The sequence below is a fragment of the Cupriavidus sp. USMAA2-4 genome (genome assembly GCF_001854305.1).
GTDB classification, from domain to species: Bacteria; Pseudomonadota; Gammaproteobacteria; order Burkholderiales; family Burkholderiaceae; genus Cupriavidus; species Cupriavidus malaysiensis.
Window position 1 is genome coordinate 1,716,011 of the sequence record NZ_CP017749.1, and the last position, 12,615, is coordinate 1,728,625.

The 12,615-nt window shown below is 72.4% G+C and carries 9 protein-coding genes; 4 read left to right on the top strand and 5 right to left on the bottom strand.

The annotated features are described in order from the left end of the window. Positions 1 to 403: 403 nt before the first annotated feature. From BKK79_RS27770 to BKK79_RS27790, 5 genes are all read right to left on the bottom strand, one after another. Positions 404 to 2,434 (bottom strand): family 2A encapsulin nanocompartment cargo protein cysteine desulfurase, encoded by a 2,031-nt coding sequence (locus BKK79_RS27770; protein ID WP_071039422.1) that lies wholly within the window; start codon positions 2,432 to 2,434, stop codon positions 404 to 406. Next, complete coding sequence (locus tag BKK79_RS27775; RefSeq protein ID WP_071016896.1) at positions 2,409 to 3,341, bottom strand: family 2A encapsulin nanocompartment shell protein; 933 nt, start codon at positions 3,339 to 3,341, stop codon at positions 2,409 to 2,411. Before BKK79_RS27775 ends, BKK79_RS27770 begins: the two co-directional genes overlap by 26 nt. Positions 3,342 to 3,470: 129 nt before the next feature. After that, positions 3,471 to 3,695: a helix-turn-helix domain-containing protein gene (locus BKK79_RS27780; RefSeq protein WP_071016894.1), complete on the bottom strand. Its 225-nt coding sequence runs from the start codon at positions 3,693 to 3,695 to the stop codon at positions 3,471 to 3,473. Continuing rightward, positions 3,692 to 4,690 (bottom strand): serine O-acetyltransferase EpsC, encoded by a 999-nt coding sequence (epsC, locus tag BKK79_RS27785; RefSeq protein ID WP_084085239.1) that lies wholly within the window; start codon positions 4,688 to 4,690, stop codon positions 3,692 to 3,694. The genes BKK79_RS27780 and epsC overlap by 4 nt, the downstream gene beginning before the upstream one ends. 127 nt (positions 4,691 to 4,817) lie before the next feature. After that, positions 4,818 to 5,285 carry a rhodanese-like domain-containing protein gene (locus tag BKK79_RS27790; protein ID WP_071016892.1) on the bottom strand — a complete coding sequence of 156 codons (468 nt, stop codon included), beginning with the start codon at positions 5,283 to 5,285 and terminating at the stop codon, positions 4,818 to 4,820. A gap of 578 nt (positions 5,286 to 5,863) precedes the next feature. Here BKK79_RS27790 and BKK79_RS27795 point away from each other — a divergent pair. The 4 genes from BKK79_RS27795 to BKK79_RS27810 all read left to right on the top strand — a co-directional run bounded on the left by BKK79_RS27795 (position 5,864) and on the right by BKK79_RS27810 (position 12,610). After that, positions 5,864 to 8,032, top strand: coding sequence for a hydantoinase/oxoprolinase family protein (locus BKK79_RS27795; RefSeq protein WP_071039423.1), 2,169 nt, complete (start codon positions 5,864 to 5,866; stop codon positions 8,030 to 8,032). Further along, on the top strand, positions 8,029 to 9,783 hold the full coding sequence (locus BKK79_RS27800; RefSeq protein WP_084085240.1) for a hydantoinase B/oxoprolinase family protein: 1,755 nt from the start codon (positions 8,029 to 8,031) through the stop codon (positions 9,781 to 9,783). Before BKK79_RS27795 ends, BKK79_RS27800 begins: the two co-directional genes overlap by 4 nt. Before the next feature lie 126 nt (positions 9,784 to 9,909). Continuing rightward, positions 9,910 to 11,550 (top strand): ABC transporter substrate-binding protein, encoded by a 1,641-nt coding sequence (locus tag BKK79_RS27805; protein ID WP_084085242.1) that lies wholly within the window; start codon positions 9,910 to 9,912, stop codon positions 11,548 to 11,550. A gap of 7 nt (positions 11,551 to 11,557) precedes the next feature. Beyond that, positions 11,558 to 12,610 (top strand): ABC transporter permease, encoded by a 1,053-nt coding sequence (locus tag BKK79_RS27810; RefSeq protein ID WP_084085244.1) that lies wholly within the window; start codon positions 11,558 to 11,560, stop codon positions 12,608 to 12,610. Positions 12,611 to 12,615 lie beyond the last annotated feature (5 nt).

The following is a 12,615-nucleotide window of genomic DNA, read 5'->3' on the forward strand; positions in this document are numbered from 1 at the left end:
CAAGATCGAACCAATCCGAAGGATAACGGCGCGCGGAGCTCCGGGCTGAAGTCGTCCTGCACGATTCCTTGCCGGAACGGGGCGCCGCGGCGGACCGCGCGGCCGCCGCCGGCTGGGGCCGGACCCGGCTCCAAGCCGGCCCCGACGTGGTCTTAGCCGGCCGTCACCGCTTGACCGGGCTTGCCGTGGGCGGGCTCCCTCACCTGGCGATCCTGCTCTTGCATGTCTGGCTTCCTGACTTCCGGGGGGGAGGGGGGGGAGCGCATCATCTCATGGCCCCGCCGGGCCGTTCCCTCGATGGAGTCGTGCGCCGGGGGGCGGCGTGGCCAGGCGCGCGCGGCGCGCCGGCGCCCTGCCCCGGGGAGCCGCCCGCGCCGCCGCGCCCGCCTTCGCGGCCTCTCCCTCAGCGGCGCCGTCCCGCCAGCCGCCGGACCGTGGCCACCATCGCGTCGACCTCGTCGCAGGTGTTGTAGAACGCCAGCGAGGGCCGCACCGTGGCTTCCAGGCCGAAGCGGCGCAGGATCGGCTGGGCGCAGTGGTGGCCGGAGCGCACCGCGATGCCGTCTTCGTTGAGCGCGCGGCCGACCTCCTCGGTGGTGTAGCCGTGCAGCACGAAGGACAGCACGCTGGCCTTGTCGCGCGCGGTGCCGACCAGGCGTACGCCGGGCACCGGGGCCAGCACGCTGGTGGCGTAGGCCAGCAGTTCGTGCTCGTAGTGCGCGATGCGCTCGATGCCGAGACGCGACACGTAGTCGAGCGCCGCGCCCAGGCCGACTGCATCGGCGATGTTGCCGGTGCCGGCCTCGAAGCGCGCCGGCGGCGGCTGGAACACCGTGCGCTCGAAGGTGACGTCGGCGATCATGTTGCCGCCGCCTTGCCAGGGCGGCATGCCTTCGAGGACCGCGCGCTTGCCGTAGACCACGCCGATGCCGGTCGGGCCGTAGATCTTGTGGCCCGAGAAGACGAAGAAGTCGGCGTCCAGCGCCTGCACGTCGACCCGCAGGTGCGAGATCGACTGCGCGCCGTCGACCAGGGCCAGCGCGCCGGCGCGGTGGGCCAGCTCCACGATCTCCGCCACCGGCACCACGGTGCCGAGCGCGTTCGAGACCTGCGTCACCGATACCAGCCGCGTGCGCGGGCCGAGCAGCTTGCGGTACGCATCCAGCAGGACCTGGCCGCTGTCGTCCACCGGGATCACGCGCAGCACGGCGCCCTTGCGCGCGGCCAGCTGTTGCCACGGCACGATGTTGGCGTGGTGCTCCAGGTGCGAGACGATGATCTCGTCGCCGGCGCCGATGTTCTGCTCGCCCCAGGAGTTGGCGATCAGGTTGATCGCTTCGGTGGTGCCGCGCACGAAGATGATCTCCTCGGGCGAGGCGGCGCCGATGAAGCCCCGCACCGTTTCACGCGCGTGTTCGTAGGCATCGGTGGCGCGGCCGGCCAGCGCATGGGCCGCGCGGTGGATGTTGGAGTTCTCGTGCGCGTAGAAGTAGGCCAGGCGGTCGATCACCGCCTGCGGCTTGTGCGTGGTGGCGGCGTTGTCGAACCACACCAGCGGCTTGCCGTTGACGCGTTCGGCCAGGATGGGGAAGTCGCGCCGCACGGCCTCGATGTCGAACGGCGGGCGCGCCGGCGCGAACGGTGTGCCGCGCCGCGCTTCGCGCGGGTGCGCGGCGGCGCGTGCCTCTTCCAGCGCGTAGTGGGCGTGCGGGCCGTGGCCCGCGGCCGGCGCCGCGGACGGTTCGAAGCGCCGCAGCGGCAGCAGGTCGCGCAGCGCGTGCTCGTCCGGCAGGCCGAAGGCGCGCGGGTCGACGGTGGTGCCCGGCAAGGTGGCCGGCGCGGTCGTTGCAGGCCCGCGGGCGGCGTGGTCGAGGAAGTAGTAGGGCGAGGGCGTGGCTGGCGTCGCGGCGGTGGCGCCCAGGCCGTCGGCCTCGGGCACGCCGAGCGCGGTGCCGCCGGCACGCGGCTCCAGCGCCGGCGCGATCGCCACCACGTTGTCGGGCAGGCCGTTCTGCGCCGCGCCGTGCGGCACCAGCGCGGGGGCGCGGTTGCCCAGCGACAGCACGTGCGTGGGGGCGCCCGGCAGCAGGTTGGCGCCGGGCACGCGGCCCTGCAGCGCGTCCTGCGGCGGCAGGCCGGGCACGCCGGTGCCACTGCCGCCCGGCCCGGCCAGCGGCGAGCCGGCGGGGGCCGGGTTGCTGAGCGAGGACAGCAGCGGCGCGGCCGCCGGCAGCGCCGAGGGCAGGCCGCCCACCGCGCCGCTGCCGGCGTTCACTTCGGGCGCGGCGGCGTGGCCGGGCAGCGCGCGGAAGAACCCGGCCGCCAGCCGTGCCAGCGTGGCGGGGTCGGGCAGGCCGGCCGGCAGCGTGGCTGCCGGCACCTCCGGCAGCGCGCCGCCCGCGGCGGCATTACCGGTAGGTGTCTGCATAGTCATGGTACTTGCCGATCTCCACGTCATCGAGCACGGCCAGCGCGTCGGGCGAGTGCACCGCCAGCGAGCAGTACAGCGAGATCAGGTAGGACGCGATGGCCTGGTTGTTGATGCCCATGAAGCGCACTGACAGGCCCGGGCCCTGCTCGCCGGCCACGCCGGGCTGGTACAGGCCGACCACGCCCTGGCGCTTGTCGCCCACGCGCAGCAGCAGGATCTTGGTCTTGCCGTCGGCCACCGGCACCTTGTCGGACGGGATCAGCGGGATGCCGCGCCAGGTGATGAACTGCGAGCCGAACAGGCTGACCGTGGGCGGCGGCACGCCGCGCCGCGTGCATTCGCGGCCGAAGGCGGCGATCGCCAGCGGGTGGGTGAGGAAGAAGGCGGGCTCCTTCCACACCTTGCTCAGCAGTTCGTCCATGTCGTCGGGCGTGGGCGCGCCGGTGAGCGGGAAGATGCGCTGGCTGTCGTCGACGTTGGCCAGCAGGCCGTAGTCGGCATTGTTGATGAGCTGGCTTTCCTGCAGCTCCTTGATGGTCTCGATGGTGAGCCGCAGCTGCTCCTTGATCTGGTCGTGCGGGCTGCTGTAGAGGTCGGAGATGCGGGTGTGCACGTCCAGCACGGTGCTGACCGCGTTGAGGAAGTACTCGCGCGGCTGCTCTTCGTAGGGCACGAAGGTGGTCGGCAGCACGCCCTCGTCCTCGCGCGCGGTGCAGGTGGCCTGCACGGCTTCCGGATCCTTGACGCGGTTCAGGCGGTAGATGCCGGCTTCCACCGGGACCCACTGCAGCAGGTGCGTGAGCCAGCGCGGCGTGATGGTGGAAAGCTGCGGGACGGTCTTGGTGGCATTGGCAAGTTGCCTTGCGGCGTTGTCGCCGAGCGCCGTCTGGCCGCTCACTTGTGTCGACATGGGAGACTCCGGTGGCTTAGAAGAAGAACACAGATGCTTATGACGAAACGGATTATCGGGAGCGCGCCGCGGCGGCTCAACATGCTATAGCCATCAAGCGGGCGCTCGCGGAGGGGGGCGCCGCCGCGCTCAGGACAGCAGCGCGGCGCCGGGCAGCAGTGTCGCGATGGGCACGTGCAGGGCGCGCGCCAGCTTCTCCGCGGTGACGATGGATGCGATCACGGTGCCGCGCTCGATCTCGCCCACGTAGGAGCGGTTGAGCCCGGCGCGCTCGGCCAGCTGTTCCTGCGACCACGCGTGGGTCTCGCGCAGGCGGCGCACCCGGGCGCCGAAGTCGCGGATCAGCGCACTCATGGCGAGGGCCCCGCCAGTGCTCCGGCCGCGTTGCCGAGGGTATGCGCGGCCGCGCCATCGCCGCTGCCGTGCCGCGCTTCATGGCGCGTTTCGTGGCGAGTTTCGTGGCGCGACACCGCCTGCGTCACGTGCGCGCCGGCCGGCACGTTCTCGGTCAGCCACACATTGCCGCCGATCACCGCGCCGCGGCCGAGCGTGACGCGTCCGAGGATGGTGGCGCCGGCATAGATGACCACATCGTCCTCGACGATGGGATGGCGCGGGTAGCCCTTCTCCAGGTGCCCGGCGGCGTCGCGCGGGAAGCGCTTGGCACCCAGCGTCACCGCCTGGTAGACCCGCACGCGGTCGCCGATCACGGCGGTCTCGCCGATCACCACGCCGGTGCCATGGTCGATGAAGAAGCCCGCGCCGATGCGGGCGCCGGGATGGATGTCGATGCCGGTGGCCGCATGCGCCAGCTCCGACAGGATGCGTGCCAGCAGCGGCAGCCCGAGCCCGTACAGTTCGTGCGCGATGCGGTGGTGGATCATGGCGAGGATGCCCGGATAGCACAGCAGTACCTCGTCCACGCTGCCCGCGGCGGGGTCGCCGTGGTAGGCGGCCAGCACATCGCTGTCGAGCAGCACGCGGATGGCCGGCAGCCGGCCGGCGAACGCGTGCACCGCCGCGACCGCGCGCGCTTCGATGCCGGCCGGGTCGGCGTTGTCGTGGCGCGCCTTGTGGTGCAGTTCCAGGCGGGCCTGCGCCAGCAGGCCGTGCAGCGCGGCGTCGAGCGCATGGCCGACGTAGAAGTTCTCGGTCTGCTGGCGCAGGTCGGGCGGGCCCAGCCGCATCGGGAACAGCACCCCCTTCAGGGTGTCGATGATGTGGGACAGCGTCTCGCGCGCCGGCAGCTCACGCCCGCCGGGTTCCAGCGAGCGCCGCTGCGCCTCGCGCCAGCGCTGGCGCAGATCCTGCAGGTCGTCGACCACCTTGGCCACATCGAACACCGTCACAGCACTTCCTCCGTCTGGTTGGTCCTTGCGTCGATTCCTGCGATGCCTGCTGCGGTGCTTACTGCAGTGTTTACTGCGGTGCCGCCACCGCTGCGGCCGCCGCGCCAGCCGGCGCCGCCGGGCAGGCTCAGTCCTGCAGCCAGGGCAGGCGGTGGAAGCGCCAGCCGTTGCGGGTGCCGCGCTGGCCGGCCTCGTCGAGGTCGCCCTCGAAGCCTTCCAGCACGTTGAAGACCTGTGTGAAGCCGGCCTTGGCCGCGGCCTCGGCGGCCAGCGCGGAGCGCTTGCCGCTGCGGCACAGCAGCACGATCGCGGCCTCCTTGCCGGTCTTGGCTTCCAGTTCGCGCACGAAGCGCGGGTTGCGCGTCAGGCTGGTGCCGCTGGCCCAGGCCACGTGCAGGGTGCCGGGCACCTGCCCGACGAATTTGCGTTCCTCCGCCGAGCGGACGTCCACCAGCACCGCCTCGCCGGCGCTGTGCAGCGCCCACGCCTGTTGCGGCGTGACGCTGCCGGCATAGGGCAGGCCGGCGGCCGCGCCGGCGCGGCGTGCCGCTTCGAGGTCGGCGTGCAAGGGCTTGTCGAGAAGTTCGGCCGTCATGGGGGTCTCCTTGGTTGGCGGCGGCGCCGGGGGGCATTGCCGTCTATAGCCATCAGGAGCCCACTATGCGGGGGCGGCCGGCAAAAGCGAACCAATAAAAACGGCTATCGACATGCGCCGCCGGACGCCGGCGTCACATGCGCAGGGACACCGTGGCGCCGCAGCGCGCCAGCGGCCGGGCCGCCGGATCGCCGGGGAAGGCGCAGGCGATCCGCAGGCGTGCCCGTGCGGTGCGCCGGCATCCCCGCGCGCCTCGGCCGTGCCGCCGGGCGGCATCCCGAACGAAGCAATACGCATATCCATCACCTGTGGCGGCGCATAAGCAAGCACGGAATGCTTCGTTCCGCCGAGGCCGGCCGCGCGTCTAAGCTGGCCCGGCTTCCTGCGCGGCGCGGCGGCTCGCCACCGTGTCCGCCGGCAGGGCGCCGCCGTCTCGTCGTTCCCCTCTGCAAGGCGCGTCGCGTGCCTCCGTGCGGTCTCGCCGGGGCGCCGGCGCTTTCCGCTGTCGCGGTCCCGGTCGAGTGCGCGGCCCCGCCGTGCCCGCGCGCAGGCCCATCCTTCCCATCACACTCTGCGACATGCACGCACAAGATTCCCTGCCGGACGGCGCCGGCATCCGGCTGGCCGTCGACGTCGGCGGCACTTTCACCGATACCGTGCTGCTGGCCGGCGCGCGCCGCTACACCAGCAAGGTGCTGACCACGCCCGAGGCGCCCGAGAACGGCGTCATCCAGGGGGTGCAGGAGCTGCTCGCCAGCGCCGGCCTGACGCTGGCCCAGGTCGATCTGTTCATCCTCGGCACCACCCTTGCCACCAATGCGCTGATCGAGCGCAAGGGCGCCCGCACCGCGCTGATCACCACCGAGGGCTTCCGCGACCTGGTCGAGATCGGATGGGAGGACCGTTTCGCCCAGTACGACATCTTTCTCGACAAGCCCGCGCCGCTGGTGCCGCGCTACCTGCGCTTCGGCGTGCCCGAGCGCATCGACGGCAAGGGGCGCACCCTGCTGCCGCTGGACGAGGCGGCGGTGGCGGCGCTGGTGCCGCAGCTGCTCGAGGCGCAGGTCGAGAGCGTGGCGGTGACGCTGCTGCACGGCTACGCCAATCCCATCCACGAGCAGCGCATCCGCGCCATCCTGGGCGAGCTGGCGCCGCGGCTGTGGGTGTCGCTGTCTTCCGAGGTGTGCCCGGAGATCCGCGAGTACGAGCGTCTTTCCACCACCTGCGCCAACGCCTATGTGCAGCCGCAGGTGGCCGGCTACCTGGAGCGGCTGCGCGCGCGCGTGGCCGCGCTGGGCCTGCGCAGTCCGCTGTTCCTGATGACCTCGGGCGGCGCCATCACCAATATCGAGGCGGGCATCGCCCAGCCGGTGCGCCTGGTCGAGTCCGGCCCCGCCGGCGGCGCGGTGCTGTCGCGCCGCGTGGCCGAGCAGTCCGGTATCGCGCGCGCGCTGTCCTTCGACATGGGCGGCACCACCGCCAAGATCTGCTTCATCGACGACTACCAGCCGCAGATCACGCGCAGCTTCGAATTCGGCCGCGTGCACCGGCACCTGAAAGGCTCCGGCCTGCCGATCCGCATCCCCGTCATCGAGATGGTGGAGATCGGCGCGGGGGGCGGTTCGGTGGCGCGCATCGATGCGCTCGGCCGGGTGCAGGTGGGCCCGGACAGCGCCGGCTCGGATCCCGGCCCGGCCAGCTATGGCCTGGGCGGCGCCGAGCCGACCGTGACCGACGCCAACGCCGTGCTCGGCGTGCTCGATCCGGCCCGCTTCGCCGCCGGCAAGGTGGCCCTGCAGCCGGAGCTGGCGCGCCGCGCGCTGCAGGCGCGCATCGCGCCGGCGCTGGAGGCGGCGCCGGAGTATGCGGCGCTGGCGGTGGCCGAGATCGTCACCGAGAACATGGCCAATGCCGCGCGCGTGCATGCCAGCGAGCTGGGCAAGACGGTGGAGGACTATACGCTGGTCGCCTTCGGCGGCGCCGCCCCGCTGCACGCGGCGGCGCTGGCGCGGCGCCTCGGCATCCGCCGCGTGGTGGTGCCGCAGTCGGCCGGGGTCGGCTCGGCGCTGGGCTTCCTGTGGGCGCCGATCGCCTACCAGGCGGTGCGCAGCTTCTACCAGCGCCTCGATGCCTTCGACGCGGACGCCGCCAATGCGGTGCTCGAACAGCTCGCCGGCAGCGCGCGCGCCATCGTGGCGCAGGCGGCGCCGGGCCAGGCGCTGGCAGTGCAACGCCTGGCTTACATGCGCTATGCGGGGCAGGGCCACGAGATTCCGGTGGAGGTGCCGGCCGGCGCGCTCGGCAGCGCCGATGCCCAGGTGCTGGCCGCCGCCTTCGAGGCGGCCTACGCCGCGCTGTATGCGCGCACGCTGCCCGGCAATCCGGTCGAGGTGATCAGCTGGTCGGTCAACGTCAGCACGGCGGCGCCGCGGCTGGATGCCGCCGGGACTGCTGCCGCGGCCGGCACGCCGGCGCGCCATGCCGTCGCCCAGGGCGTGCGCGTGGTGGTCGAGGCCGGCAGCGGTGCGGCGCGCGGGATACCGGTGTACGAGCGTACCGTGCTGCCCCCGGGGGTGGCAGTGGACGGCCCGGCCCTGGTGGTCGAGGACGAGACCACCACGGTGGTGCCGGCGGGCTTCCGCTTCGTGCTGGACGGCGATGGCCACCTCGTGCTGGACGCCGTGGAAGCGGCGCAGGCGGCGGCCGCCGTGGCCGAGGCAATGGCTGGCGCGGAGGTGCTGCAATGAACGCCCCCCTGCCCGCATTCGCCTCCCGGCCCGGTCCCGGCGAGGGCGGCGCGCGCGACACGCTGCGCCACCAGCTGGTGTGGAACCGGCTGCTGTCGGTGGTCGAGGAACAGGCGCAGACCCTGATCCGCACCGCCTTCGGCACCTCCACGCGCGAAGCCGGCGACCTTTCGGCCGGCGTGTTCCTGCCCGACGGGCGCATGGTCGCCCAGGCCGTCACCGGCACGCCCGGCCACGTCAACTCCATGGCCGAGTCGGTCAAGCATTTCCTGCTGGCTTTTCCCACCGCGCAGATGCGCGCCGGCGACGTCTACCTGACCAACGACCCGTGGAAGGGCACCGGGCACCTGTTCGACATGACCATGGTGACGCCGGTGCTGCGCCAGGGCGAGGTGGTCGCGCTGTTCGCCTCGACGCTGCACGTGGTGGACATCGGCGGCATCGGCGCGGGCCCGGACGGCACGCAGGTGTACCACGAGGGCCTGTTCCTGCCGATCCTGAAGCTGTTCGAGGCGGGCGAGCCGAACCGGGCGGTGTTCGATATCGTGCGCGCCAATGTGCGCGAGCCGGTGCAGGTGGTGGGCGACCTGCACGCGCTGGTGGCCTGCAACGAGATCGGCGCGCGGCGCCTGCTGGCCTTGTTCGACGAGTTCGGCCTGGCCTCGCTGCAGCCGGCCGGCGAGTACATCATCGCGCGCTCGGCCCAGGCCATGCGCGAGGCCATCGCCGCCTGGCCGCAGGGCAGCTGGGAAACCAGCATGACCATCGACGGCTACGAGTCGCCGCTGACCCTGCGCGCGCGCCTGACCATCTCCGGCGAGGGTATCCGCGTCGATTTCGCCGGCTCGTCGCCGATGGTGGCACGCGGCATCAATGTGCCCAAGGCCTATACCGATGCCTATACCTCCTTCGGCGTGCGCTGCCTGATCGGCGCCGACATTCCCAACAACGCCGGCTCGCTGGCGCCGGTGCAGGTGCTGGCGCCGGAGGGCTCGATCCTCAACGCGCCCTTTCCCGCCGCCGTGACCGCGCGCCATATCGTCGGCCAGATGTTGCCCGACGTGGTGTTCGGCTGCCTGCGCCAGGCCCGTGCCGAGGCGGTGCCCGCCGAGGGCGCTTCCAGCTTGTGGAACCTGCAGCTCTCCGGCGGCCAGCCGCTGGCCGGTGACGCCGCCGGCGCGCTGATGCGCAGCCGGCCCTTCGCCATCACCAGCTTCTCCACCGGCGGCACCGGCGCCCGCCCCGGCAAGGACGGCCTGTCGACCACCTCGTTCCCGAGCGGCGTGCGCAATGTCTCGGTGGAAGTGCTGGAAACCGTAAGCCCGCTGGTGTTCTGGCGCAAGGAGTACCGCCCCGACTCGGGCGGCGCCGGGCAGTGGCGCGGCGGCCTGGGCCAGGTCATCGAGGTGGCGCACGGCGACGGCGAGCCGATGGTGCTGGCCGCCGCCTGGGACCGCCTGCTGTACCCGGCGCGCGGCGCCGATGGCGGCGAGGCCGGCGCGCCCGGCACGGTGGCGCTGGCCTCGGGCACGCCGCTGCGCGGCAAGGGCCGCCAGGTGGTGCCGGCCGGCGAGCGCCTGGTGGTGCAGACGCCGGGCGGCGGCGGCATCGGCGCGCCGGCCCGGCGCGAGCCGGCACGCCTGGCCGCAGACGTGCGCAACGGCCTGGTCAGCGCGGCCGCGGCGCACGCCCGCTACGGCGCGCCTGGTAGTGCCAGCGGCGCTGAGGCCGTGCCGCAGGGAGGCGCCTGACCCACGCTCCCACGCAAACCGATGCAGCGGCCGCGCGTTCCGCGGCCGCGCCGATCCGACTCACCCAGCCAGCCTTGCTGGCCCCAAGCGTGATTCCACGCATGGTCCCACGCTGAACTCTTGCCGATGACCCGAGTTTTCCTGCCCGCGCGCGCGCTGCGCCGCACCCTCCTGCCGCTGATCGCCGGCAGCTTCGCCGTCGCGGCCAGCGCCGCCACCGCTGCTACCACTGCCGCCGTGCCCGGCGCGCCCTCCGCCCAGCCGGTGCGCGGCGGCACCTTGACGCTGCTGCTGAACTACGAGCCACCGACCTTGGTGTCGCTGGCCAACGTGGCCACGCCGGCGCTGAGCGTCAGCGCCAAGGTGACCGAGGGCCTGCTGGCCTACGGCTACGACCTGACGCCGCGCCCGCAGCTTGCCACCGCCTGGCAGGTCAGCGCGGACGGCAAGCAGTACACCTTCCAGTTGCGCCGCGGCGTCAAGTGGCACGACGGCAAGGACTTCACGGCGGCCGACGTCGCCTTCTCCATCCAGTTGCTGAAGAAGGTGCACCCGCGCGGCAGCAGCACCTTCGCCAACGTCACCGAGGTGCGCACGCCCGATCCGTACACCGCGGTGATCGTGCTGTCCAGGCCCGCGCCCTACCTGATCAAGGCGCTCGCCGCGACCGAGTCGCCGATCGTGCCCAAGCACCTCTACGAGCACGCCGACCCGGTCTCCAACCCGTACAACGGCGCGCCGGTAGGCACCGGGCCCTATCGCTTCAAGGAGTGGGTGCGCGGCAGCCACATCGTCTACGAGCGCAACCCCGATTACTGGGACAAGCCCAAGCCCTACGTCGACCGCCTCGTGGTCAAGTTCATTCCCGACCCGGCCGCACGCGCCATCGCCTTCGAGACCGGCGCGGTCGACCTCGGCTACCGCACGCCGGTGCCGCTGTCGGACCTGGCGCGCCTGAAGACGGTGCCGAGCCTGGTCTTCGAGACCAAGGGCAACAGCTACTCGTACAACGTGACGCGGCTGGAGTTCAACCTCGACAATCCCTACTTCAAGAACCTCAAGGTGCGCCAGGCGGTGGCGCAGGCGGTCAACCGCGACGTGGTGCTGAAGACCGTCTACTACGGCTACGGCACCCGCACCGCCTCGCCCATCGCGCCGGGCCTGTCGGCCTTCCATGACGGCGCGCCGACGCCTTACCCCTTCGACATCCAGGCCGCCAACCGCCTGCTCGACGAGGCCGGCTATGCACGCCAGGGTTCGGCGCCGCGCTTCCGCGTGACGCTCGACTACAACCCGATCGGCGAGGACGGCAAGCGCCTGGCGGACTATCTGCGCTCGGCGCTGGGGCGCGTGGGCATCGAGGTGGCGATCCGCTCGCAGGACCTGCCGGCCTTCGTCAAGCGCATCTACACCGACCGCGACTTCGACTTCACCGTCAACGGCGCCAGCAACCTGTTCGACCCCACGGTCGGCGTGCAGCGCCTGTACTGGTCGAAGAACTTCAAGAAGGGCGTGCCCTTCTCGAATGGCACGCACTATGCCAATGCGGAGGTGGACAAGCTGCTGGAAGAGGCTGCCGTGGAGAACGAGCCGGCGCGGCGCGTGACGCTGTTCCGCCAGTTCCAGCAGATCGTCGGGCGCGAGGTGCCTGACCTGAACCTGGTCTCGCCGCAGTTCATCACCATCGCCAACAAGCGCGTGCACGACCACTCGCTGACCGCGGACGGCGTCGAGTCCAACCTGGCCGACGTCTACCTGGACAAGTAGGGCGGCCATGCCTAGCGAAGCGCAATCGCCGTCCGCCGTGCCCGGCGCGCCTGCCGCGCCTGTCACCGCGCCCGCCACCCCGGCACGCCGCGTCGCCGCGGTGCTGCGGCGGGTGCTGTGGCGCGCGCTGCCGACCGCACTGCTGGTGGTGGTGTTCAACTTCCTGCTGCTGCAGCTCGCCCCGGGCGACGCCGCCGACGTGCTGGCCGGCGAGTCCGGTTCGGCCACCGAGGCCACCATGGCCCTGCTGCGCGCGCGTTTCGGCCTGGACCAGCCCTTGCTGCACCGCCTGCTGGGCTACCTGTGGGGGCTGGCACATCTCGACCTGGGCTTCTCGCCGCGCTACAACATGCCGGTGGCGGACATGATCCTGGCCCGCCTGCCCAATACGCTGCTGCTGACCAGCGCCGCGCTGACCTTGGCGCTCGCGCTCGGCGTGGCCGCCGGCACCGTGATGGCGGCGCGCGCGGGCGGCTGGACCGATCGCCTGCTGTCCCTGTCCGCGCTGCTGCTGTACTCGGTGCCGGGCTTCTGGATCGGCCTGATGGCCATCGTGCTGTTCTCGGTGCGGCTGGGCTGGCTGCCGAGCGAGGGCACCGCCACCATCGGCGCCGGCCTGGGCGGGCTGGCGCACGCCGCCGACGTGGCGCGCCACCTGCTGCTGCCGGCGCTGGCCATGGCCTCCTTCTATATCGCCATCTACGCGCGCCTGACGCGTGCGGCCATGCTGGAGGTGCAGCGGCTGGACTTCGTGCGCACGGCGCAGGCCAAGGGCCTGCATCCGTGGCGCGTGACGCTGCGCCACGTGCTGCGCAACGCGCTGCTGCCGATCACCACCATGGCCGGCATGCACTTCGGCGCGCTGCTGGGCGGCACGGTGGTGGTGGAGACCGTGTTCAGCTGGCCCGGCCTCGGTCGCCTGGCGCTGGAGGCGGTGCTGGCGCGCGATTTCCCTGTGCTGCTCGGCGTGCTGCTGCTGTCGTCCTTCCTGGTGGTGCTGGCCAATGTGCTGGTCGACCTGCTGCAGGCCTGGCTCGATCCGCGCATCAAGGCGGCGTGAGGCGC